The organism is Paenibacillus sp. NPDC056579, assembly GCF_042793215.1.
In the GTDB taxonomy this organism is placed as follows: Bacteria; Bacillota; Bacilli; order Paenibacillales; family NBRC-103111; genus Paenibacillus_S.
Map to the genome: position 1 here is coordinate 387,005 of NZ_JBHTVD010000001.1, position 25,068 is coordinate 412,072.

At 50.2% G+C, this 25,068-nt stretch carries 21 protein-coding genes and 1 other annotated feature; of the genes, 17 read left to right on the forward strand and 4 right to left on the reverse strand.

Annotation, left to right across the window (positions count from 1 at the left end):
• The first annotated feature begins 19 nt into the window (after positions 1-19).
• Together ACFQ88_RS01940 and ACFQ88_RS01945 are read left to right on the forward strand one after the other, a co-directional pair.
• Entirely contained in the window at positions 20-661 is a 642-nt protein-coding gene (locus ACFQ88_RS01940) for a Type 1 glutamine amidotransferase-like domain-containing protein (RefSeq protein WP_379451453.1), read from the forward strand.
• A gap of 94 nt (positions 662-755) precedes the next feature.
• Positions 756-1,397, forward strand: coding sequence for a DedA family protein (locus tag ACFQ88_RS01945; RefSeq protein WP_379451454.1), 642 nt, complete (start codon positions 756-758; stop codon positions 1,395-1,397).
• A gap of 49 nt (positions 1,398-1,446) precedes the next feature.
• Here ACFQ88_RS01945 and ACFQ88_RS01950 read toward each other — a convergent pair whose 3' ends face one another.
• Together ACFQ88_RS01950 and ACFQ88_RS01955 are read right to left on the reverse strand one after the other, a co-directional pair.
• The gene (locus tag ACFQ88_RS01950) at positions 1,447-1,605 is read right to left on the reverse strand and encodes a hypothetical protein (protein WP_239634742.1); all 159 of its coding nucleotides are present in this window, start codon (positions 1,603-1,605) and stop codon (positions 1,447-1,449) included.
• Between the two features lie 109 nt (positions 1,606-1,714).
• Entirely contained in the window at positions 1,715-3,871 is a 2,157-nt protein-coding gene (locus tag ACFQ88_RS01955) for a HelD family protein (RefSeq protein ID WP_379451455.1), read from the reverse strand.
• 194 nt (positions 3,872-4,065) lie between these two features.
• On the opposite strand from ACFQ88_RS01955, the gene ACFQ88_RS01960 reads away from it, so the two are divergent.
• The 7 genes from ACFQ88_RS01960 (at position 4,066) to ACFQ88_RS01990 (ending at position 13,591) form a co-directional block, all read left to right on the forward strand.
• Entirely contained in the window at positions 4,066-5,022 is a 957-nt protein-coding gene (locus ACFQ88_RS01960; protein WP_379451456.1) for an ABC transporter permease, read from the forward strand.
• Between the two features lie 30 nt (positions 5,023-5,052).
• On the forward strand, positions 5,053-5,922 hold the full coding sequence (locus ACFQ88_RS01965; RefSeq protein ID WP_239634749.1) for a carbohydrate ABC transporter permease: 870 nt from the start codon (positions 5,053-5,055) through the stop codon (positions 5,920-5,922).
• 114 nt (positions 5,923-6,036) lie between these two features.
• On the forward strand, positions 6,037-7,611 hold the full coding sequence (locus tag ACFQ88_RS01970; protein WP_379451457.1) for a type 2 periplasmic-binding domain-containing protein: 1,575 nt from the start codon (positions 6,037-6,039) through the stop codon (positions 7,609-7,611).
• 73 nt (positions 7,612-7,684) lie between these two features.
• Positions 7,685-8,704 (forward strand): response regulator transcription factor, encoded by a 1,020-nt coding sequence (locus ACFQ88_RS01975; RefSeq protein ID WP_239634752.1) that lies wholly within the window; start codon positions 7,685-7,687, stop codon positions 8,702-8,704.
• A complete protein-coding gene (locus ACFQ88_RS01980) occupies positions 8,704-10,521 on the forward strand; it encodes a cache domain-containing sensor histidine kinase (RefSeq protein WP_239634754.1) in 1,818 nt (605 codons plus the stop codon). The genes ACFQ88_RS01975 and ACFQ88_RS01980 overlap by 1 nt, the downstream gene beginning before the upstream one ends.
• Positions 10,522-10,693: 172 nt before the next feature.
• On the forward strand, positions 10,694-13,108 hold the full coding sequence (locus tag ACFQ88_RS01985; protein WP_379451458.1) for a DNA topoisomerase 3: 2,415 nt from the start codon (positions 10,694-10,696) through the stop codon (positions 13,106-13,108).
• A 66-nt stretch (positions 13,109-13,174) separates the two neighbouring features.
• Entirely contained in the window at positions 13,175-13,591 is a 417-nt protein-coding gene (locus ACFQ88_RS01990) for a DUF4395 domain-containing protein (protein ID WP_379451459.1), read from the forward strand.
• Between the two features lie 119 nt (positions 13,592-13,710).
• Here the strand turns inward: ACFQ88_RS01990 and trhA are convergent, their stop codons facing one another.
• Entirely contained in the window at positions 13,711-14,355 is a 645-nt protein-coding gene (gene trhA, locus ACFQ88_RS01995) for a PAQR family membrane homeostasis protein TrhA (protein ID WP_379451460.1), read from the reverse strand.
• 231 nt (positions 14,356-14,586) lie between these two features.
• Positions 14,587-14,848, forward strand: a binding site (T-box leader).
• A 79-nt stretch (positions 14,849-14,927) separates the two neighbouring features.
• Between trhA and leuA the strand changes: the two genes are divergently transcribed.
• Positions 14,928-16,607: a 2-isopropylmalate synthase gene (gene leuA, locus ACFQ88_RS02000; RefSeq protein WP_379451461.1), complete on the forward strand. Its 1,680-nt coding sequence runs from the start codon at positions 14,928-14,930 to the stop codon at positions 16,605-16,607.
• 297 nt (positions 16,608-16,904) lie between these two features.
• On the opposite strand, the gene ACFQ88_RS02005 is transcribed toward leuA, so the two are convergent.
• The gene (locus tag ACFQ88_RS02005; protein ID WP_379451462.1) at positions 16,905-18,242 is read right to left on the reverse strand and encodes an N-acyl-D-glucosamine 2-epimerase; all 1,338 of its coding nucleotides are present in this window, start codon (positions 18,240-18,242) and stop codon (positions 16,905-16,907) included.
• A gap of 225 nt (positions 18,243-18,467) precedes the next feature.
• Between ACFQ88_RS02005 and ACFQ88_RS02010 the strand changes: the two genes are divergently transcribed.
• The 7 genes from ACFQ88_RS02010 (at position 18,468) to ACFQ88_RS02040 (ending at position 25,062) form a co-directional block, all read left to right on the forward strand.
• Entirely contained in the window at positions 18,468-18,818 is a 351-nt protein-coding gene (locus ACFQ88_RS02010; RefSeq protein ID WP_379451463.1) for a GIY-YIG nuclease family protein, read from the forward strand.
• 187 nt (positions 18,819-19,005) lie between these two features.
• Positions 19,006-20,064, forward strand: a complete 1,059-nt coding sequence (locus ACFQ88_RS02015) for a CobW family GTP-binding protein (RefSeq protein ID WP_379451464.1) — start codon at positions 19,006-19,008, stop codon at positions 20,062-20,064.
• A 59-nt stretch (positions 20,065-20,123) separates the two neighbouring features.
• The gene (locus tag ACFQ88_RS02020) at positions 20,124-20,585 is read left to right on the forward strand and encodes a Fur family transcriptional regulator (protein ID WP_239634765.1); all 462 of its coding nucleotides are present in this window, start codon (positions 20,124-20,126) and stop codon (positions 20,583-20,585) included.
• A gap of 281 nt (positions 20,586-20,866) precedes the next feature.
• Complete coding sequence (locus tag ACFQ88_RS02025; RefSeq protein WP_379451465.1) at positions 20,867-21,763, forward strand: carbohydrate ABC transporter permease; 897 nt, start codon at positions 20,867-20,869, stop codon at positions 21,761-21,763.
• Complete coding sequence (locus ACFQ88_RS02030) at positions 21,760-22,647, forward strand: carbohydrate ABC transporter permease (RefSeq protein ID WP_379451466.1); 888 nt, start codon at positions 21,760-21,762, stop codon at positions 22,645-22,647. The genes ACFQ88_RS02025 and ACFQ88_RS02030 overlap by 4 nt, the downstream gene beginning before the upstream one ends.
• Positions 22,648-22,695: 48 nt before the next feature.
• Positions 22,696-24,048 (forward strand): ABC transporter substrate-binding protein, encoded by a 1,353-nt coding sequence (locus tag ACFQ88_RS02035; protein WP_379451467.1) that lies wholly within the window; start codon positions 22,696-22,698, stop codon positions 24,046-24,048.
• A 24-nt stretch (positions 24,049-24,072) separates the two neighbouring features.
• A complete protein-coding gene (locus ACFQ88_RS02040) occupies positions 24,073-25,062 on the forward strand; it encodes a LacI family DNA-binding transcriptional regulator (protein ID WP_379451468.1) in 990 nt (329 codons plus the stop codon).
• Positions 25,063-25,068 lie beyond the last annotated feature (6 nt).

Sequence of the window (25,068 nt, forward strand, 5' to 3'; positions counted from 1 at the left end):
GGATGGGGACGGGTGAACTATGAAGCTAATATTGACCTCTGACGGCATCGGCAATGAGATCGCTCAACGGAAGCTTGCCGAGATGGTGGACATGCCCTTATCTTCCTGCAGTGGCTGCATTGTCACCACCGCTTCATCGAAGAAGCAGCATAGCGAGACGGCCCTCGAGACCAAAGCCGTTCTCGAACGGATGGGTTTTGCTGCTATCGATTTCTTGGACATTGAGTATGAAGACAGTGCAAAATTGAAAGACTACGGTCTGATATACTTGAATGGGGGCAATCCGTTCTATTTGCTGAACCAGCTTCGAAGCAGGGAATGCATTCCTATTCTTCGTCAGCTTGCAGTCCAAGCAGTGATCGTTGGAACCAGCGCAGGAGCAATGGTACTCGCCCATTCCTTGGCCCATGTGAATGAGCTCAATGTCATTGCCGGATACCGTCCAATGGATATAGAAGAGCTGAACAAGGATTATGAAGCCGTCGGCTTGACGGATATAACGGTCATTCCGCACTATAATCGTTTCATTGATAAGGATCCGGATTTTGAAAATAAGCTCGGGCAGCTTGAAGATAAATGGAAAATGTCGTTCGAACGGGTCAATGACGGTGAAGCCGTCATCGTCAATGGTTTGGCGATAGAACGGATCCATGCATCCTGATCCGAGCAGCCGCTTTGATGATGAAACGCGAGGAGGCACCAATCGTATACCAAATAGGCAATAGTTTGAATTGGTTTGAATGAGGAGCGTTAGTATGAAATTGCTGCAGGTTATCGAACAACTATTTGCACAGTACGGCTACTGGGTGCTTTTGATCGGGCTGCCTCTCGATGCGATCGCATCGCCCATTCCGCCTGGAAATACGACATTAACGTATACCGGGTACTTGGCCTATAAAGGTGTCCTTAAATGGCTTCCAGCTGTGGCGGCCGCGTATGCAGGAGCGGTCATAGGGATGACCGTAACGTATTGGATCGGCTATAAGCTCGGGGTGCCGCTTGTTGAAAGGTACGGACGATGGCTGCTTTTGAAGCCGGACCATCTGGAGAAAACCCGCAAATCGTATGGCAAATACGGTAACAGGCTGTTGTTCATCAGCTACTTTATGCCGGGAGTGCGGCAATTTATAGGGTATTTTGCTGGCATCATCCGGGTTCCTTATTCGACCTTCGCTTTGTACGCCTATACGGGATCGGCTCTTTGGGTCATCGTGTTCATTGGCATCGGGTATATATTCGGTGATCAATGGCAGGCTGCCTTTACATGGATCGAACGGTTTTTCAAATATATCTTCATTGGAGCGGCGGTTGTCGCTGCCGTAGTCTTGCTGGTTCGATGGCGCGGAAAGGCCGGTGCCAGGGTTAGAGCGAACAAGCCGGACCGGGAGACGGAATAATCATCGTGCCGTATACAAATAAGAAGAGGCTGCTCATCGGCAGCCTCTTTCATTTGGGGTTCAATACCGTACAACTTCCGGGATACCCGTCATCTTGCACTTGATTCTGCAATTGCTCGCGTACGGCCTCGTCTTCGGGAATATCTGCAACCAGCTTGGCAGCAGGCTGATGAAACTCCACAAGGCCTTTTCGTTTTGCTTTCGGCATATCGTTCTCTCTCCAGTAACGGATAATGGTTACAAGCTTATTATCCGATAGGAAGCAGTACATTATGCTTGAGAGCGGACATGTATAAATTAGCAGCCGGCCTGCGCGATTAATCCCAAATCGCGAAATCGCCCCGAATGTGAGAGAGGAGCGGCGAAGGAGCGGCATTGTACCATAATTGCAGCGAGTGGAGGGCGCGGGTGCAGCTGACATACAGCAGCTTGGCGTCCTGCGGGGTTGCTTCATAAGTGGCTTCATCTGCGTCGGCAACGATGACCGCATCGAACTCCAAGCCTTTGGCCATGAACGACGGCACTATGGAGACGCCTCCTTCATAATGCTGCTGGCCCGCCGCGATGAGGTTGGCCTTCATGCCCGCCTGGGTCAACTGCTTGTGAAGCGCCTCACAGTGGGCTTCCGTTCTCGCCAGCACGGCCACGGTAGCGATATCGTCGGATTGGAGGCGGCGAATTTCGGTCTGCAGCCGGGAAATCAGCTCCGTCTCCTTGACTTGTCTTACGTGCACCGGATCTCCGCTGCGAAATACCGGAACCGCCAGCGCCGCCGGGTTATCGAGTCCGCGGGTCAGAACTTCGTTGGCGAAATATATAATTTCCATAGTCGAGCGATAGCTTCGATTCAATTGAAAATAGGACGATTTGTCTTCCTCGAACAGCCTGGAAAATTCGTTCCAGTCTCTAATACCTTGATAAGCGTGAATCCCTTGCGATAAATCACCTAATATCGTAAAGGACTGGTTTCTGGTATGCATGTTCAACAGTGCAACCTGAAACGGGGAGAAATCCTGTGCTTCATCAATCACTGTATGATCGAAGGTCAAATCGCCGTGTATGCCGTGGAATTTGGCTCGAATATACAACAAAGGCGCCAGATCCTCGGGCTGGACGATTTTTTTCTTCAAGTGTGCTTGGGTCGCCGCCATCATTTCGTCCGGCCATGCGCCGCGCAGCTCGTCGGACAGGTAGGAAGCTTTGCTGTCTGCCGCAAACAGTTCTTTATAAAAAGTATAAGGGGTGTAAGCGGTCCAATGCTTCGTATAGTCGCGAAGCTTTTGCGACGCTTTCTTCTTGTAATCCTTCTTTAGATGGACTTCCCATACCTTCTCAAGCTCCATCTCCTGCCAGCGCTTAATCCTGGCAATAACCCGATCCCGCCGTTTCATCAACGGTTCATGCTTGTTCTCCACATCATACCACTTGCGAATGGTCGCTGAAGAAAGCTTGGCGCCTTGCCATGGCATGTAATCTGCGTCCGGAACGGCGGTTTGTTCATATAGAAGCAGCGCCTTGTCGAGCCACTGCATATAAGCGATGGAGCCTTTGATACGGCCCGGAGCCGTGTCATCCATGGCAGGGCGCTTCGGCCCGGTCTGGAACCAATAGCGAAGACGCTCTGCCGGATCAGCCGGCTTCACTTCGTTCTCCAGCAGCTCCAGCGCCCAATCCGTAAAAGTCGTCTGTTGGATATGGCCTACGCCCAACTCGGGGAGAACGCCGGAAATGTAGTCGAGGAACATCCGATTCGGAGCCAATATGATCATCCGTTCCGCCTTGACTTGATCTCGATATTGATATAACAAGAAGGCCAGCCGATGAAGGGCGACGGTCGTCTTCCCGCTGCCTGCAACCCCTTGTATGATGAGAGCGCTGTTTTTTACCGCCCGTATGATTGCGTCCTGCTCGGCTTGAATCGTAGAGACAATGTCCCGGAGCTTATTATCTTTATTTTCGCCCAAACGGTATAACAGAAATTCGTCGGTAACGGCCATAGAGTCTTCCGAGCGATCGTACGTATCGACGACCCGCTGCAATATTTGCTTGCGGATCACTAAATTTCGTTTCAAATAGACGAGCCCCTCCACGGTGCCTTCAGGCGAATCATAGGAAACGGCATCCGTACCGCCCGTAAAGGAATAAAACAAGCTGGCTACCGGGGCGCGCCAATCGACAACCATTAATTCCAGCGTGGGATCCTTCTCCACGCCGACCTTTCCAATGTATAAGGGTGATGGAGCGGAATGTCCGGTTTCCTGGAAGTCCAGTCTCCCGAAATACGGTTCCGTCTGCGCTACCGCCAGATTGCGCCGTCTGGAATCGCGGATTGACTCCAAAACCTGCTCCGTGTGGTCTTGCCCTGTATAGGGCGGAATGCTGCGAAGCTCGATTAGCTGCCGGTCAATTTCGTCTAACGTTTCCTTAAGCCTGCTCATTTCTTCGTCATATGCTTGCTTTATGCTGGACTCCACTACATAAACCTCCATTCGTTCCATCCTGGTATGAAGACAGGGACGTATACTATATCATACTTGCTCTGGGAAATGCAACCAAAAGCAAAACGTAAAAAAACACAACTGACTACAAGCCAGTCCATTGTTGGATACATGGTTCGACAAGTAAAATCAAAGTACAAAATTAATCATGACTAGAGGAGGGGTGTAGAATGGCAAGCAAGATTCAAGCTGCAGATAGCGTGCAAGTTCAATTCGGCTCGAAAAAAGCGAAGAGAGCCTTCATTAGAAAATACGCTGCATTATATCTGATTTCCATTCCGGGCATTATCTATTTTTTGGTGTTTAAATACGTACCGCTGCTCGGTTCCGTAATTGCCTTTCAAGACTACAACATTTTTAAAGGGGTAACGGGAAGCGAATGGGTTGGTCTCGATCATTTTAAACGGATGTTCGAGTACGATGAATTTGTAATTATACTTAAGAACACGTTGCTAATCGGTTTATACGATCTGGTATTTGCTTTTCCGGTTCCGATCATTCTGGCGCTTCTTCTGAACGAGGTGCGCATTCAAGTATATAAAAGAATTGTGCAAACGGTCATTTATATGCCGCACTTCCTGTCCTGGGTTATCGTAGGCGGGATTGTAGCCGGATTGCTTTCTCCGAGCAGCGGCTTCGTCAATCATATCCTTGGTATGTTCGGTATTGAACCGATCTACTTCCTGGGTGAAAATTCGTACATTCGTACGATTCTGATCTCCTCCGGCATTTGGAAGGACAGCGGCTGGGGAACGATTATTTACTTGGCAGCCGTTGCCGGCATTAACCCGGATTTGTACGAGGCGGCTCAAATCGACGGTGCGAATCGTCTTCGCCAGACGTTCTCGATTACCATTCCAACCATCATGCCTACCATCACGATCTTGCTGCTGCTTCATATGGGTAACTTCCTGGACTTCGGCTTCGAACGCGTATACATTTTCTTGAACCCGCTGAACAGCGAGAACGGGGAAATACTCGACACCTATGTGTATAGAGCGGGCTTGGTGGACCGACAGTACAGTTATACGACAGCGATCGGCTTGTTCAAATCACTTGTCGGCTTGGCACTTATTATGATAGGTAATACTTTCAGTAAAAAAGCAACTGGAGAAGGTCTCTACTAATACATTAGAGCAACATGGAGGTGAAACGATATGATCATGACGAAAAGCTACAAAACATTTAATGTAATCAATATTATATTTTTGACGGTGTTAGGATTGACCATGGTGCTGCCGCTGCTGCACGTAATCGCTCAATCGTTCAGTAACAGCGTTGCCATCAATAAAGGCGAGGTGTTCTTCTGGCCCGTCAATTTTACAACAGCCAACTATGCGAGTATCTTGAGCGACGCTTCCATCTGGACAGCGTTCCGTAACAGTATTATTATTACGGTCGGAGGTACGCTAATTAACCTGATCGCTACCGCGTCCTTGGCTTATCCGCTATCCAGACAAGAATATTTGGGACGCAAAGTGATTTTGATCATGGTTTTGGTTACCCTAATCTTCCATGCTCCGCTGATTCCTAACTATTTGGTTCTCAAACAATTACAGCTTTTGAACACCTTGTGGGTATTGATGATTCCGACTGCGATCAGCGCCTATAACTTGTTCGTTATGCGCTCGTTCTTCATGAACCTTCCTAACGAGCTGTTCGATTCGGCCCGTATTGACGGCTGCAGCGAGGTTGGCATGGTATGGCGAATCGTGCTTCCATTGTCCAAACCGGCTATGGCTACCATGGGTATTATGTACGCCGTTAGTAACTGGAATACGTATTCCGCCGCAATTTACTATATCAACAACCGTGCGTTGATTCCGCTGCAAGTCCGTCTTCGCGAAATGATCATTACCGACCAGTTCGGCGGGCAGGATTCCGCGTTGGATTCCATTGTGAACTTGTCGCCGGAAGGCATGAAGATGGCTGTTATCGTTATTGCAACAATCCCGATTATGTTGGTGTATCCGTTCCTGCAAAAGCATTTTATTAAAGGGATGCTAGTAGGCTCGATAAAATCATAAATAAACACAACCTTCCGTAAGTTTAACAATTCTGCTAAGCTTGCGGTTAGGTTATGATAACAATGTAAACGCAACCAAACAAATTACACAGATTATTAAGGGAGAAGGGGTAACATGAAAAAGACAATAGGCGTAGTAATGGCATCCGTACTGGCTGTTGGCTCTCTTGCAGGCTGTGCAGGCGGCAGCGGAACCAAGGAAGGCGACAAAGCTGGCGGACAAGCAGCAGCAACCGGTCCTACGAAATTTTCCATTTCGTTTCCTACAACAACAGGCGACGGATACGGTCAAAAGCAGCCGGATCTGAAAAATGAAAAGTGGGTTCAACGGTTAAATAAATTGACCAATACCGAATTGGATGTTAGATTGGTTCAAAGGGAGAAAATGAGCGTTCTGTTCGCCGGTAACGACATTCCGGACGTTCTGGGAAGCCTTGACACTCCGACAGGTAAAGACATGGCAGGATCCGTCGAAGCAGGCGTATTCCAGCCGCTGGACGAAGCACTGAAGCAATATGCTCCGAACCTGTTGAAGAAAGTTCCTAAGTCCGCATGGGATGCCGTTTCCTACAAAGGCAAAATTTACGGTATTCCGGATTACTTGACGAACCCGTCCCGCCGCGGTACGTTCATTCGTACAGACCTGCTGGAGAAAACGGGTCTTCCGGTTCCGAAAACCGTTGATGATTTCATCAACGTAATGCGCGCATTTAAAAAGCTGGGTGTAGAAAATCCATATCAAATGCGTGAAAACTTCAAGTATGCCGATGTCATCCTGGGTGCGTACGACGTGCTTCCTTATAAAGACCAGTTCGAGAAACAAGGCGACCAAATCGTTCCTAAGTTCTTCGATGTAGAGAATATGCAAAAAGCGCTCCAAGCTTACAAAACGATGTATGATGAAGGCTTGATCCCTAAAGATTTCGCTACCATCTCTTCGACGGACTACAGCAAGAACATCAACGCGGGTAAATCCGGTATGTGGTCAGCCAACGTTGGCGGCGGCTTGCCTAACTTCAGAACGAACATTAAAGCTGTAGATCCTAGTGCAAAAGTGGACGTTATCGCATCTCCTAAAGGGCCTGAAGGCAAAGGCGGATACTTCTTGTACTCCCCAATGGTTCGTGCGTTCTATATCAACAAAAGCGTAGACCAAACGAAATTGGCAGGCATCCTGAAATTCTTCGACTGGATGACAACGGACGAAGCGGCTAAATTCTTCAGCCTTGGCGTTGAAGGCGAGAACTACACGGTAGATAACGGCAAAATCAACTACAAAGTTCCTACAAACAAAGATGAGAGTGGAGAAGAAGGCTGGCGCGCAGGTACGCTGTGGGTAGGTCAAGACGCAACGTACAACAAGCTGCACCTGCAATTGAACCAAGACGGTCAAGATACTTTGAAAGCATTTGACACTATCTTGTCCACCGAAGGCTTGGGCGGCTTCGGCTACGCTCCTGACCTGAAAGCATTCTCCAAATATCCTGACTTGACTCCGCTTGGCGACGTAGGTCCTAAACTGATCGTTGACCATATGGTCAAAATGATCTATGGTAAAGAGCCTATCTCCGACTGGCCGAAGGTTATTGAGGAGTACAAAGCAAAAGGCGGTAACGAGATTATCAAAGAAGCAACAGAAAGATATAATAACAAAGACGGTCTCGTAACGTTTACTAACCAAAAACAATAATGAATCGAGCATCTGCCTTGACTGTTCAGGGCAGATGCTTTTCCCGTTTTTTCATCCAAAGGGGGATAACAGCATGCAATTGCTTATCGTAGATGACGAACCAATCATTCGCAAAGGATTGGCACGAATGGCAGAACAATACCCCTTGCCGTCATCTCAAATTCATACGGCGTCCAACGGTGTTCAGGCTTTGGAAATGATCGAGGAGAACATGCCCGACATCATTTTTACCGACATTCGGATGCCGAAAATGGACGGGGTAGAGCTCTGCAAGCAGCTCCATGAACGATACGACCATATTCCCGTCGTCGTCATATCCGGTTATTCGGATTTTGAGTATGCTCAAAAGTGCATGTCATATGGAGTGAAGCACTACTTATTAAAGCCCGTGACGAAAGCCGATGTCGCCGACGTTCTGAATTCCTTGATAAAAGCCAAGCCGAAGGGCGTTATTTCCTTAACGAAGTACGAGGAATGGATCGAGAAGGTGGAACAGGCCATCTGGCTGCTCAAGCTGGATGAAGTGAGTCAGCTGACGGAAGAATGGAAGAAATATTGTCTGTCGTCGGATATGAATGCGGCTCAGCTCAAAGAGCTGCTTGAGGAATGCATCAACCTGCTTGTAAAACGGCTGGAGCGAAAGTCCATGGCAATCGTTCCCGATAAGTTCGACGACCGGATGATGACCCGTGAGGAGGCGTTCCAGGCATTCGACAAGCAGCTGCAGCAGCTGATCTCCGAGCTGATGATGAAGCGGAGCGGCAATTACAAGGATCCGATGAAAGAGGCCAAAGCGTATATCGACAACCATCTGTCCGAAGAAATTACGCTGGAGGAAGTAGCCGAAATGGTGGGACTTACTCCGACCTATTTCAGCTCGCTGTTCAAAAAAATGACGAACGAAACGTTCGTGCAGTACCGCATTAAGAGACGGATCGAGCTGGCGCAAAAATTAATGGCGGTGCCTCATTTGAAGATGAGCGACATTGCGGCAGAGGTCGGCTACGAGGACTACCCGCATTTTACGAAAATGTTCAAGAAAATGACCGGCTATTCGCCGTCCGAATATCGGAACATACTGGGGATTAAATAATGAAAGGAAATTTGTCTCGCAAACTGGTTACGTACTTCCTGGTCGTCATTGTGCTGTCGTTGACATCGGTAGGCGTCTTTACGTATACACGCTCCTCCGAGGAACTGGATAGGCAGAGCAGCCGCCATATGTCGCAGATTGTCAATAATGCCATGTACCAGACGGATTTGTACTTGCAAAACTATGAGCGCTCCATGTCGTCGCTGTTATCCAATCAGGACGTGAAGCAGTTCGTCGATATGCCGCGCATTGAAGGCTATGAATATTACAGCTTCTATTCGTCGATCCGGGACTACGGAATGAAGCCGATATTTATCCGGAATCCGGAAGTGGCCAGTATTTATATTATCAGCAATAACGAAAATGCGATTTTCGGTTTTAACGGCAGCGGACCCGATCAAACGTTGAGCCCACCGGAAATTACAGACAGGCTGGCCTTTCTGAAAGAGCGAACGAAGGACAACGGTCAGCTAAGTCCGCTCATCTCAAGCATTCAAACGGAACGGAAGAACAGCTACATTACTTTGGCGCGAAAAATCAGAGGGTTGGCATCACCGAATTTCAATGGAGTCCTGGCGTTTGAAGTACAGTCCAAGGAGCTGTCCACGCTGTGGGGCGGTATTGATTTAGGTGAGGACGGCTACTTTTTCATAATCGACGAATCGGGAGAGATCGTGTACCATCCGCAATGGGAACGAATAGGATCGGTTCTGGAAGCGGATATGATGTCGCAGATCAATAAATCCGATGCGCAAATGTTCGAGAAGCGGGAAGGAAACGAGAAGCGTATGTTCGTCAGCCGCAAGTCCGCTTATTCAGGCTGGACGCTTGTCGTTTCGATGCCGCTCGACGAATTGAAAAAACCGATTGCCAGCATCCGTACGACGACGATTATCGTCGGTTTGATCACCTTGGTTGCGGCAATTTGGCTGTCGCAGCGGTTCGGCATGTCGATTGCCCGTCCGATCCGTGTCCTGAAGAACGGAATGAGGCAAACCGAGAAGGGGAACTGGATGACGATTCCGGTGAGCCACCCCGAGCCGAAGGATGAGATTGACGAGCTGACATTCAGTTATAATCTGATGGTCAAGCGATTGTCGGAACTGGTCAAGCAGGTGTACGAAGCCGAGCTGCAGAACAGGGAAACGCAGCTGGAGCGCCAAAAGGCCGAATTCCAATCGCTTCAAATGCAGATCAATCCGCATTTCTTGTACAATACGCTGGAAACGATAGCCTGCTATGCTGCGCTGAAGGATTCCGATGAGATATCGGAAATCGTAAAATCGATGGCTTACATGCTGCGTTATTCGGTGCAAACGAATCTGGAGGAAATTACGGTAGCGAATGAGTTGAAGCATGTGCTGACGTATATGATTATTTTGCGCCACCGGATCGACCATGAGTTCGAGATCGAGGCAGCGGTCCCGCCGAAATATTTGCTTCATAAAATGGTTCGGCTGACGCTCCAGCCGCTGGTGGAAAACGTATTCCAGCACGCGTTTCCGGACGGCGTGGAAGATCATCATTATATACGTATCGACGCAGGCGTTGAGGACGATATATTTTGGGTGAGCGTAGAGGACAATGGTGTCGGCATACCCGAGAGCAAGCTGGCGGAATTAAATGAAAAGCTGTCCACGTACCGGCTGACCGACGAAATGGACAAAAATGAAAAAATTACAAGCGGAATCGGAATCATGAACGTTCACCGGAGAATCCAAATGGTATTCGGTGAGAAGTACGGTCTTCGCATAGAGAGCGTAGAGGGCGAAGGCACCAAGATGTTCATGGATATGCCGGTTTCCAATTCCAAATAAATCAATCTGTACTCAGGCGGACGGCTCCGATCAGATTCATTCGGGAGCCGTTTTTTTTCGCTTACATACTATGAAAAACGATGTCTGAAGGCAGCTATGGTAGTTTACAAAGATGCTGTTTTTCGTTACGATGAAGGAATAACTTCTTTAATGATTGAGGAGCTAATTGCATTTGAAGACGCTTATTATTGCCGAAAAGCCTGATATGGGAAGAAATATCGCGGCTGCGATCGATCCGAAAGCGAAAAATCACCGCACCTATATCGAAGGCGAGCAGTACATTATTACGTGGGCTATCGGACATCTAATCGGGTTGGCCGAGCCGGATGCTTACGACGATAAATATAAGAAATGGAACTTTAATGACCTGCCGATTATTCCGGACAACTTCAAGCTGGTCCCTAACTACAAGACCAAGGATCAGTTAAAGGTCATTGCGGATCTTGCCAAGCGAAGCGATAACCTCGTTAACGCGTGCGATGCGGGGCGGGAAGGGCAGCATATTTTCTCATTGATTCAACGCCATTTGAAGCTGCGTCATCCCGTGAAGCGGCTGTGGATTTCGGACTTGACGCCGGAGACGATTCGAAGAGGCTTTGCAGAGCTGAAGGACGGCAAGGATTACGACAACTTGACGAAAGCGGCCAGAGCGCGAAGCGAGGCGGATTGGCTGATCGGGATGAACGGATCGCGCGCATTTACGACGAAGCATAATGAACTGCTGTCCGTCGGCCGTGTACAAACCCCCGTGCTAGCCATATTGTATGACCGGCAAAAGGAGATCGAAGCGTTCCAGATCAGCAAGTATTACGATGTGGAAGCTCAGTTCAAGCAAGGTGAGACGGAATATAAAGGCATGTGGCAGGGAGAGCGGATCACCGATCCGGACAAAGCGAATGCTCTGGTTACCAAGCTGAAGGGCAAACAGGGCCGAATCAACAGCTACGACGTGAAGGATACGAAGGAGTATCCGTTCAGGCTGTACGATCTGACTCTGCTTCAACGCGAAGCTAACGCCAAGTACGGCTTTTCCGCCAAAAAAACGTTAGACCTGGCCCAGGCCTTGTACGAGAAGCACAAGGTCATCAGCTACCCAAGGACGAATTCGAACTATGTGACGGAGCAAAATATCGCGGAGATGCACCGTTCCCTGGATCAGCTCCGCAGTAACCCGGCTTATAGCACGCTGGTAGAGAATGCAGATAAAAGCCGTGTACACAAAAACAACAAAGCGGTATGTAACCCGGCCAAAGTGGAAGACCATCACGCCATCCTGCCGACACACAAAAAAGCGAGCAGCTTATCGGCAGATGAGCAGCATATTTACGATTTGATTGTGCGGCGGTTTTTGTCCCATTTTTACCCTCCGGCGGAATATAAGGTGCATACGATACTGACCGAAGTGGAGCAGGAGCTGTTCAGGAGCACGATCAAGCAGCTGTTGTCCGAGGGCTGGAAAGTCATTTACGCGGACCAGAAAAAAGAAAAGCCGAAATCGCGCGGGAAATCGGACAAGTCCGATGAGGAGGAACAGGAGGAGGAAATCAGCACTCCATTCACCTTGGAAGCGAACGTCCCTGTCCGGTGCGCCAAAATTGCCGCTAAGGAAAAGGAGACGCAGCCGCCGAAATCTTATACGGAAGGAACGCTCCTGAAAGCGATGGAAGGGGCGGGCAAGCAGGTCGAGGATGAAGAGCTGCGGGAAGCGATGAAGGATTCAGGCCTCGGCACACCAGCGACGCGAGCATCGGTAATCGAGCGGTTGAAGCAGGTAGGCTACATCGTCATGCAGGGGAAGAAGATCGTCATCGCCCAGAAAGGCCGCACTGCGGTCGAGCTGATCCGCGGCGCGGGCGTCGATCTGCTGACGTCGCCCGAAATGACCGGCCATTGGGAACGCCGTCTCAATGAGATCGCCCGCGGGTTGGCCTCGGACGAGGCGTTCATGGCCAACGTGAAGAAGTTCACGAACCTTATTATCGATAAGGTTCGCGTGCAGTCGAAGGCAGCGAAGCAAGCCTTCGAAGGCGACGCCCCGTCCGCAGGCGCAGCCAAGCGGACACGCAAGCGCGGCGCTGCCGCCACGGGCGAAGCCGCAGCGGCCCCTGCCGGGAAGCGCACGCGCGCCAAGCGCAGCGCCGACGCGGAGGCGCCTGCTCCGGCGGGCAGCAGCACGCGTACGCGGCGCAGCACGGCGGCGAGCGTAGCTGCGGCAGCGCAGCCCGCGCCTGCCGGCAGCGGGGCCGCGCTGCAAGCCCGTGCGCCGCGAGCCGCGGGCGATGCTGGCGGCGCTACCGCCGCCGCGGCGGCTAGGCCGGGCATAGCCGCGTGTCCGCGCCCGGGATGCGGCGGGCGCATCATCATGGGCAAGCGCGGCTACGGCTGCACCGAATACAAAGCCGGCTGCGGCTTTGTCATATGGAAGGACAGCTATGGCGCCTCGCTGTCCGAAACGGCCGTACGCTTCCTTATCGAGAAAGGAAGCACGGCTTGGATGAGCTTGACGGACGACAGCGGCATGCCCGTAGAAGGACGTCTGGTGCTGCTGGACCCAAGCACCGGGAAGCTCGGGTTGAGGCAGAGCTGATTATATACCCGGTGGAGGCTCTGTAAGCCTCTTCGTATTGACATAATGGGGAAGAGGGTGTGTGAGATGCCGGAAATACCGGTGCCTTACGTGCGGGCGAATCAGGCAGGTATCGTCTTGTTCGTTCTATTGGGAATCGTGCTTCAACAGCCGGCATGGATCGTAGTGCTGTGGGCGATTCAGGTCGTCGGATTGTGGCGCGGGGCTCGCGGCAATGCGTTCATCGCAGCGGCCGCTCCAATGCTGAAGTCGCGAATAGCCGGCGCACCTACCGAATCGCGGGAGCTGCAGCGGTTCAATAATTCCATAGCCGTCCTGCTGCTTACGGTCTCGACGCTATGGTTCCTCTGGAGTCCGGAGTCCATCGGCGGATATGTTGCTGCAGGGATGGTAGCTGTCGCCGCACTGGCAGCGCTTTGCGGATACTGCGTCGGCTGCTTCCTTTATTACCAATTCAAGAAAAATACGAGAAGAAGAAAATAATCCAAACACGCTGCATTCGAGGCAGCAGCGTTTCTTGATATTCAAAAGACCGGCTTTCACGGGTTCTACCCGAAGTGCAGCCGGTCTTTTTCTTGTCGGTTAAATAGCGGAATACGCTGCTAAGCGAGAAGCGGGAGTACGTACCCATAGACACAAATAAAGTGGCATACGCTGCCTGCTACGACGAACAGATGCCATACCGTATGGTGATATCGGACCGTTCTCCAGAAGTAAAAGATGCTCCCGATACTGTACAGCAATACTCCCAGTAGAAGCCAGAACATCCCTTTATGGGGCAGCACCAGCTGCAGCGGCCGGATTATTAGGACGACCAGCCAGGCCATCGCCAAATATTGACCGATGGAGAAGGTCATGAACCGTCCTGGAAAAGCAAGCTTCATGGACACTCCGACCACAGCCAGCAGCCATACGATGCCAAGCATTGTTAGCCCTAATGTCTGGTTGCGCAGAAGAAGCAGGAAAGGTGTATACGTCCCTGCGATAAGGATATAAATGGCGGCATGGTCCAGCATCTCGTAGCGGATCATGGACTTCTCGTCCGAGCTGCTGTGCAGCAGCGTCGAGCAGACGTACAGTACGACGAGGGAGCCGCCGAAAGCTATGCTTCCGCATGCGTGCAGCAAGCTTCCGGTCTTCACGGACTGCATGAGCAATAGGATGAGCCCGGCGGCGCTGAGAATGGCTCCAAGTCCATGGCTCAAGGCGTTGGCTCGTTCTTCGTTCCATGTGGATGCTGCGTTCATGGTAGTTTCACTCCTGTTGGTCCATTTATCCAGGCTCTTCTACCATTGTGTCCAAGGAGCGGATTTTTTACCACAATAGAACTTTTAGATTCCGATGTCATCGGAATCTAAATTCTATTTGGCGATAAAAACTACCGCTGAACGCGGTCGCTCATCTTCGCTAGATACGTAGAATATTCAAACAATACTTGACACCGGAGAATAAGTGATTTAACATTAAATCTAATATTTATAAATACATTGAGAAGGAATAGTACGGTTTTTTAAGCGAACAGAGAGCTGTTGGTCGGTGTGAAACAGCCGCGGAGAAAATCGGAACTCACCTTGGAGTTGCTCGCTGAACCAGTAAAGTAGGTGGAGCCGGAGCCTGACCGTTATCATCAGGAGGATACGAGGTTACTCGGTTTGATAACCCGTGTCCGTAGAGTGCATGCCTATAGGGCGTGAATTCGGAGTGGTACCGCGTAAGATATCAAAGTCTTTCGTCTCTGTTTATGGAGATGAAGGGCTTTTTTTAGTTCCGTCCGATTTTCGGCAAAGCAGCGCAGAAATTGATGAGAGGAAAGATGACCATGAAAAATGTTGAAAAGTACGCAAGAGGATATTTTACGCCGCCGGAAACAAGCTTGAAGTGGACCCGGAAGGAATATATTACGGAGGCGCCTATTTGGTGCAGCGTCGACCTTCGTGACGGAAATCAGGCATTAATCGTTCCGATGAATTTGGAGGAAAAGCTGGAATATTTCAAATTGCTTGTAGATATCGGGTTCAAGGAGATTGAAGTCGGATTTCCAGCGGCGTCGGAGACGGAATTTACCTTTTTACGCACATTGATTGAGCAGGAATTGATTCCTGATGATGTAACAATCCAAGTGCTTACCCAATCGAGAGAACATATTATCCGTAAAACCTTTGAATCGCTGAAAGGCGCGAAAAAAGCCGTAGTCCATTTGTACAACTCGACTTCCGTAGCACAGCGGGAACAGGTATTCCGCAAATCCAAAGAAGAAATTATTGAAATCGCTGTGAGCGGCGCGATGCTGTTAAAGCAGTGTGCGGAGGAAACCGAGGGTAATTTTCAGTTCCAGTATTCGCCGGAAAGCTTCACAGGTACGGAGATTGATTTTGCGCTAGACATCTGTAATAGCGTACTCGATGTATGGCAACCGACGGCGGAAAACCCAGTCATCATTAATCTTCCTGCGACGGTATCCATGTCGATGCCTCACGTCTACGCCAGCCAGATCGAGTTTATGAGCGAGCACATGAATTTCCGTGAACATGTTATATTGTCACTCCATCCGCATAACGACAGGGGAACAGGCGTGGCGGATGCGGAGCTGGGGGTACTGGCCGGAGCTCAACGCGTCGAAGGCACCTTGTTCGGAAATGGAGAAAGAACGGGGAACGTGGACATTGTCACGTTGGCTCTTAATATGTATTCGCACGGAGTAGACCCGCAGCTGAATTTTAATAACATCCCTGCAATCATCTCCGTTTATGAGCGACTGACCAAAATGAGAGTAAGCGAAAGACATCCTTACGGCGGCGAGCTGGTATTCACCGCATTCTCCGGTTCGCATCAGGATGCGATTGCTAAAGGAATGAAATGGCGCGACGAGCAGAAGCCTAGAAATTGGTCGGTCCCTTATCTGCTGATTGACCCGAAGGATATCGGCAGAGAGTATGAAGGCGATATTATCCGCATTAACAGCCAGTCCGGCAAAGGCGGGATTGGGTACATTCTACAGCAAAAGTACGGTCTTGATCTCCCGGCGAAAATGCGTGAAAGCTTCGGATACTGCGTTAAGAACGTGTCGGATCAGCAGCAAAAGGAACTGATGCCGGAAGAAATTTACGATATTTTCTTGAAAGAATATGTGAATTTAAATACTCCAATCGAGTTTGTCAAGTATCGCTTTACGGACAATGAAGATTTTCAAACCATCGTCACAATACGTTCCGGCAATGAAGTCAAGGAGCTTGCGGGCACAGGAAACGGGAGACTGGATGCAATCAGCAATGCACTCCAAACCCATCTTGGTATAGATTATTCCGATTTGTTCTATAAGGAGCATGCTCTGGAAACAGGCTCTAAATCACAAGCTGTCTCTTATATCGGTATCACGGCTCCGAACGGCATCGTATACTGGGGTTGCGGCATTGATGTGGATATCATGACCTCATCTGTAAAAGCTCTGTTTAGTGCTGTAAATCAGATGAGCAATAATACCGCAAACGGAACAAAGTAGAGTAGCAACATGTAAGGCATGAACATGAATCAAGTCTTGTTATTGGACAGAACTGCAAAAAGAGGAGCAGCTTGAGTACTCAAGCTGCTCCTTTTTGTTACCACAATAGAATTTATAAGATTTCGAGATCATCGGACGAAAAATTCTATTTGGCGATAAAACCTACCTCTGAACGCGGTCGCTCATCTTTGAAAGGCCTCGGTAGAGGGTTTCTCATTTATAAGGGTGAGGTCTACTTCCCGCATTCAAGGATTAACAGTCTGGCTGCTGCCATCCTATTTGGCTGCTTCCGAACAGTCAATCATCCACTCGGACAATACACGGAGCCGGCACTTCATTGCCGCGCTTCTGGGGAAACAGCCACAGCTGCGGCGTATCCGATACTCCCGTGATGGATATCTGGAATGGACGATCCGGAAAATGACGGCTTCGCAGCAGGACATTGCTTCCGTCGGTTTCGGCCGATTCCGGATGAGTGCTTGGAACGGGCTTGCTGTCGCATAGAATCTCATAATTCGTGACATCGCTGCCGGAAGCCGTATCGATCCTCTTCTGAAACTGAATCAGCACGGCTTCCCGGCTTTTCCTTACCGCGTTCATGGGACGCGGTTTTTCGTCGTACATATACTTGCCAAGGTGATATTCATAGGCCGTCCAGGTGGCATATCCAAGCTTATCCGATGTATTTGCGAATTGCTCCAGCCAGCCTCTCGATCGGCGCATGGGCTTCAGCGACCCGATGTCGGTTTGCAGGCCTAGCGGCAGGGCAGGATGAAGCGCGCGGATTTTGGCGGCAAAAGGCTCATAGCGGCTTGCGTAGTCGGCAGGAAGCTTCCAGCGCATCCAATCCGGCCAATGCGTCTGGATGAAATGAACGTCCGGGCGGACGAACGAAATCATCGACGGTGCATCGATACCTTGGTATTCGCGCACCTTATCAACCGAATCGGGGCCGGCGTCCACTCCGAGCGACCACGTGGCAATGCGGATATCGGGCCTTGCTTCTCTTACGCCGCCTTTTCCGTTGATGAGCTCATAAAGAAACCGGTTGACGGCGGTGACCCTGAACTCGATCCACTGACGGTACAAAATCGGATTTTTCTTATAATACAGAGGCGAGGAGGAATGCTTGAAATCCGGTATATCCGATCCGCACTGCTGCTTGAAGGCCGCTCGGGCATAAGGTCCTACATCGCCGTACACGCCGCTAGACAGCCCGTTCCACTCCGGAAAATAGGGCTCGGCAACCTCCAGCCCGTCGAACGGATAATTTCGTACCAGCTCGGCCAGCGCGTGTTTTTTCCATTCGACATAGCGATAGCTGAACGGACTAAGACGATAGTAGCCGTCGTTAACCGGTTTGAGCAGCGTCATTTGCCAGTCCGGCCAATCGCCCGACAAATGCTCGGTCGTATAGGTTCCGTTGCCCAGTACGGTAGCCCACACGCCAAACCCAGTGGAACGCAGCGTGTCCAGCAGCCGGCCGTTCACCTTCGTTTCATTCGTAACGAAAAAATGGATGACTCTATAGCCCGCAAGCCAGAGCTCATCGGCAATGCTTTGGTCGGACCGGTTTAAATAATAGGGAAAAGACGGGTCGATCTGAATGGAGGGGCCAAGCCATTGTCTATTCATCTTTGCACCGCCTTTCGGGAAAAAATCGTGCGGGTTAGGTGTTTCTTTCCATCATACCGCTCCTGTGCAGCAATATAAAGCTTGCGATAGTGAATGATGATTTTGTTCGGCATACAAAACATATATAACGATTGACTTTTAATAGATGATGATTGATAATAACTAATATATTATAGACGTATTTATAAAACGTTTGTTATTAAGACAACGAAAGGGGAAGGTATCGTGAATCGCAGAAAAGAATTGGTACAGCAATATATGGAGAAGAAGACGGTAGCGGGAGTGTATCAGATCAAAAATACCCGCAACGAGAAAATACTCATCGACAGCACCAAGAACATCAACACGATCAACGGCAAAAAGTTTATGCTGAATCTCGGCTCGCACCCGAACAAACGGCTGCAGGAGGAATGGAAGCAGTACGGAGAGGAAAGCTTTACTTTTGAATTGCTGGAGCCGTTGAAGATGGAGGACAGCCCTTATTTCAACGCGAAGGAGGCGCTGGCCAAGCTGGAGGAGAAGTGGATACATGAGCTTCAGCCCTTCGGGGACCGCGGCTATCACAATAATGCATAGTCGAGGCTTATACACCATGTATTTGCGGGCAATTGATCGGCAGCATCGCAGATCAATTGCTTTTTTTTGTTGTCTGCTCGACCGGTTTAATAGTAATTATTACTTATAATTTGACATTAGGAGCGGCTAGGACTACAATTTTCTACATAGGTGTTGAATTGTCAGATGTTAGAGGAGAGAGAAGTCCATGGCCAAAGCGGTACCCGTACATATTTTATCCGGATTTTTGGGCAGCGGGAAAACGACCTTGCTGTCGCAAGCGATCGATTATTATAAACAAATGGGCAAAAGGCCGGCTGTTCTCATGAACGAGCTGGGAGATGTCAATCTGGACGGTATGCTGGTGGAAGACGACGTTCCGATGACGGAAATGCTAAGCGGCTGCATCTGCTGTACGATCCGCGGCGATCTGGGGCTGGAGCTGCGCGATTTGATACGCGACAACGACCCCGACGTCATCTTCGTCGAGTGCACGGGCGCAGCCAATCCGATAGAGATTCTTGAGGGAGTAACTGACGCTTCGTTATTGACGGAGCTGGAGCTGAAATCGGTCATTACCGTGGTAGACGCAGCGCAGCTGCTGAGCCATCTGGAGCATGGCAAAGGCAAGACGTTCCGGCTGATGCAGGATCAGATCCGCTGCGCAACCCAGCTCATTGTGAACAAAATCGACTTGGTCAGCCCGGTACAGCTGCCTAGAATTGAGCACGCGATCCGTGAGCTGAACGCGGTTGCGCCAATGACCGCCACCATCCGTTGCCAGGTGGATTTGTCGCTGCTGGAGAAGTTGGAGAGTCAGCAAGGGGCAGTTAGCGCGGCCTCTGCAGGCACGGGCGCATCATGCGGCCATACGCATCACGAGCATGGAGAATGCTGTAATGATCCATCCCATTCCCATGATCATGAAGCCGGTGAGCATCGTGGACACCGTTCTCACGACCATACGGCCAGCCACCATTCTCACGATCATGTCATGGTGTACACGCATTATTTTGACGGTCCGATAGACAGCGAGCAGTTCGAGGCTCTGGTCGGGCGGCTTCCACAGGAAGTGTATCGTGCGAAAGGGATCTTGCGCTTTACCGATACGGCGAGCCCGTTCTTGTTCCAATACGCGTACCGCGAAATGGATTTTGTCAAGATTGCGCCGAAGGAGCAGGTGCCTAACGTAGCCGTGTTTATCGGCGAGCATTTTTCCAAGGAGCGCCTCGCTTCCGAACTGGCTGCATTAGAGCAAAAAGATTGACTCCATACCTGATTTGGGGCATTATTATCATAAGTATGCGATAAATCGAGGGATAAAAAATGGCAAAACACGAGCATGATCATACTATACAGGAAACGGTGCAGGAAATGGTCCGCGCCATGTCCAACAAGGGCTGGAGAATTACGGATCAACGTAAAAGCCTGGCTACGTTGTTCGCCGAGGCCGACGGCTATTTGTCGCCTAAGGATGTCTATGAATCGATGCGGCAAAAGTATCCCGGCGTCAGCTTTGACACGGTATACCGCAATCTTCGTTTGTTAAGCGAGATGGGGGTGCTGGAGCAGTTTTATTTGAATGAGGGCGTCAAATTCCGTGCCCGCTGCCAATCGCACCATCATCATCATATGATCTGTATCCAATGCGAGAAAACCGTCCCGTTCGAGTTTTGCCCGATGAAGCATGCTCTGAATTTGCCGGACGGATTTCAGGTTGTAAATCATCGCTTCGAAATATTCGGCTATTGCGACGAATGCGCAGCTCAATCGGCGTCGCCGCAATGACGGGAAGGAGCCTTCGGATTCCATGGGGAGTCCGGAGGCTTTTTTGCCTAAACTTTAGGTTTCGCTGCCTGTATCCGGCTTATTCGTTCGACAAAAGTGGAAGCCATTCGACATAAGTCGCTGTTGTCAGTTGGATATTTTTGTAATATACTTTTCACATAAATTAAAGTGCTTTAACTTTACTGCTGGAGATCGTCTGCAGACAAAGAGTATAAGCTCTTTTTTTAAATCAAAAGTTTAAGCGCTTTAACTTTTTAATAGCGATATGGAGGTGGTTGGAATTGAAATTAAGCAAGGCCATGAGAAGGGAAGCCAGGACATTTTATTTCTTCATATCACCCTGGATTATCGGCTTCCTCGTGTTTACACTGTACCCGGTGGCGGCTTCGCTTGCTTACAGCTTTATGGACTATGATATCATTCACGATCCCGAATTTATAGGTTTGGGGAACTACTCGGAGCTGTGGAACGATGAACAGTTCTGGAACTCGATTTATGTTACGTTGAAGTATACGCTCATCAGCGTTCCGTTGACGCTGCTGCTTTCCCTCGCATTTGCTCTTCTGATCAACCAGAGAATTCCGCTGCAAGGCTTTTTCCGTACTGCGTTATATTTTCCGAGCATGATCTCGGGCGTCGCCATGTCTTTGTTATGGTTTTGGGTGTTCAATCCTCAAGCCGGACTCTTCAACTATATTTTGTCTCTGTTCGGCGTCGAGCCGATTCTATGGCTGCTGGATGCCAGCTATGCCATATGGGCTCTAATCATCATGTCGTTCTGGGGCATGGGAGCAGGGATGCTGATCTTCTTGGCTGGACTGCAGGGCGTGCCTGTAAGCTTGCTGGAAGCGGCGAAGCTTGACGGTGCCAATCGCTGGACCTCGTTTTGGCGGGTTACGCTGCCGATGATTTCACCGGTATTTTTATTCCAGCTCATTATCGGAGTGATTGAGTCGTTCCAGGTATTTACGCAAGCCTACACCATCACACAGGGAGGTCCAAGCTACTCGACCTGGTTTTATGTATATAACATTTACGTCAGCGCTTTCAAAAATTTCCGATACGGCTACGCCTCCGCCATGGCATGGCTGCTGCTGGTCGGTGTTATGCTCGTCACGTTCCTAATATTTAAAACGTCACAGAGATACGTTTACTACGAAGGGGGCCGGGAACGATGAACGAATCGTCTGTTGCACGTACGAGACATACTGCGGGCCGCACCGGCACATTCCGCTCGGATCCTGTACGGATTATCTGCTTTGTCGTACTGCTGGGATTAACGGCGGCCATGCTCTCTCCCGTTTGGTTCATGATATCGACCTCACTCAAAAGCCCGAAGGAAATGCTGATGTTTCCTCCTACATGGATTCCGCAAACGTTCGCATTCGACAACTTCGCGGAGCTGTTTAGGAACAGCGACCTCAAGTTCGGCCGTCAGTACGCGAACAGCCTTATCGTCGCTCTGCTTGCCGTTATCGGCACGGTGCTCAGCTCCAGCTTCGTCGCATTTGGATTTGCACGGTATAGCGCGAAGATGAAAGGGTTCATCTTCATGCTGCTGATGAGCACCTTGATGCTGCCTTATCCGGCGGTCATGATCCCGCAATTTATTTTGTTTTATAAAATCGGGCTGCACGATTCGCTGCTGCCGCTGATTGTTCCGTCCTTTTTCGGCTCGGCTTACATGGTGTTTTTACTGAGGCAGTTTTTCCTCTCCCTGCCTAACGAATTGTTCGACGCGGGACGAATGGACGGCTGCTCGGAGATCCGCTTGTATTGGAACATTACGCTTCCTTTATCCGGCTCCGTATTGGCTACCGTATCGATATTTACGTTCATTTGGTCATGGAACGATTTGCTTGCTCCGGTGCTATATTTGGATTCGCAGGAGAACTTCACGCTTCCGATAGGCATGGCCGCCATGCTGTCGTCCAAGTTCCGCATTGCTCCATGGAATTTGTTAATGGCCGCGTCGATCTTGTCGGTGCTGCCGATCATCGCGTTGTTTGCCGTTGCGCAGAAACGGTTTGTAGAGGGGATAGTGACTACCGGGATTAAGTAGCTCTAGGGATTGCATGAGAATCCATCTGAATATTAGGGGGAAGCCATTATGAAACGAATGAACAAGCGGGCGAAAGCGGCATTGAGTCTGATGATCGGATTGGCTCTAGTATTAACGGCGTGTTCGGGAGCGAATGACGCCAAGTCGGACGGTACCGTTACGATTACTCATTATACGATAGACTCGCCCGACAGGACGTTTGTCGAGAAGCTCATTCCGGATTTCGAGAAAAAGCATCCGAACATCAAGGTGAAAGTGACGAAAGCGCCTTATGAGCAGTTCGACTCGAAGCTGCAATCGTCTATCGCGGCCAAGAATGCCCCGGACGTCACCTCGCATTGGGGATACGGCGGCTTTATGGAGTATTACAACAAAGGAATTTTGGCCGATTTGACCGAAATCATGAAGAGCGACAATTTCAAAGCCTCCGACTACAGCATTCCGGAGGATGTAATGAATATATACAAGGTCGACGGCAAAACGTACGGCATCCCGCTGAACAGCTATGTTACCGTAATGCTTTACAACAAAGATTTGTTCGACAAAGCAGGACTTGCCTATCCGCCGACAAACTATGAGGACAAAAGCTGGACGTTTGAGAAAATGGTCGACTATGCGGCGAAAATGACCGTCGATTCCAAGGACTTGAGCAAAGCGCAGTACGGCGTCGATTTCGGCTGGGGAGAGCGCGATCAGCGGCCGCAATATTTCAATGGCAATGTATACTCGGAGGATACATGGACGAACGGAGGCAAGCCAACGGCCGTCAACCTGACCAAACCGGAGGTCGTTCAGGCGTACAAGACGATTTACGGGCTAATTTGGGATAAGAAGGTTTCTCCGACTCCCGCATTTTCCAAATCGGTATCCGGCCAATTCGGCGATCCGTTCCTGTCCGGCAAGATCGGGATGTCAGTAGTCGGATCGTGGAGCCTGGCGTCGGCCAAAGATTTCAGCTTCAAGGTCGGTGTAGCGGCTGTGCCTCAAGGGCCGAATAAAAAAGTCCGCAGCGTTCTCTACGTCGATCCGCTGTTCGTGCTGAAGGATTCCAAGCATCCGAAGGAAGCGTATGAATGGATCAAATATTTGATATCGACCGAGGTGCAGGAAAAGTCGATCGAGCTGAGCGGCGGCAACCCTCCGGTCAACCAGAAAGCGGCGGAGAAATACTATTCGAACTTCGAGGGCATCGATCCGAAGCAAATCAAGGAAGTGTACGAAGGGGCGTTCAAATACGGCTTCGAATCGTATAACCATCTGATTTCCGGCTACTCGCAAATTAACGAGCTGTTCATTAACGAATTGGCATCCGTGGAGAACGGGGAAAAGAAAGTCGAAGAGGTGCTGCCCGGCATCCAGGATAAGCTGTCGAAGCTGATTCAGCGTACCAATAAACAATAAAGTTGGAACAGGAGCTGTTACTTCATGAAAGTTAGCATCTACGATGTTGCCAAAAAAAGCGGCTTGTCCGTCGTTACCGTATCGAGAGTCATCAACAATGCAGGTTCGGTGCGCGAGAAAAACCGGGAAAAGGTGCTCGCCGCAATGAAGGAGCTCGATTACCGCCCGAATGCGGCCGCCCGGAGCTTGGCCCGGGGGAAAACAGGCATCATAGGTCTGTCGATTACGACGCTGCAGGATATGTTCCTTGATGCGGTGGTCAAGGAAGTAAACGACCGACTGGCGGAAAAAGGGTACTTCCTGGCGCTTTCCGTATCGACGGACGGTGCGGATTCCATCTTCAGCGACTTGTTTCAGGAGGACCGGGTGGACGGCGTCATTGTGCTGTCCCCGTTAGAGGAGGACCCGTACGTTACGGAGCTGAAGAAAAAGAAAATCCCGTTCGTCATGCTCGACAACCAACACAAGCATGCTTCCGTCTCATCCGTCCTTGTCGATAACTTCAAGGGAGGCTATGAAGCGACGAAGCATTTGATCGAGCTCGGGCACCGGCGCATCGCCCATATCAAGGGACCGGAGCCTTTCCTGAGCAGCGTGGAGCGGGAGCGCGGCTTCTTGCAGGCAATGCAGGAAGCCGGACTGACTCCTTTCGCCATCGAGCAAGGGGACTTCAGCATTACGTCGGGCTATCAAATTGCGAGCGGCTGGATTCAGGCGGAAACGCTCCCGACGGCGGTATTTGCGGCCGATGATTACATGGCGTTCGGCGTCATGGATGCCTTCAAGAACGAAGGCATCCGGATCCCCGGCGACGTATCGTTGGTCGGATACGACAATCATCCGTTTACGTCCGAATTTCAGCCGGGCTTGACGACGGTTCGCCAGCCTGCGGAAAAAATGGGAGCGCAGGGAGTGGACCTGCTGCTCAAATGGATTGAAGGCACGGGCAAGCGCAGCGTTACCATACAGCTTGAACCGGAGCTTATTATCCGGGGCTCTACGGGACGAGTGTAAAAGATG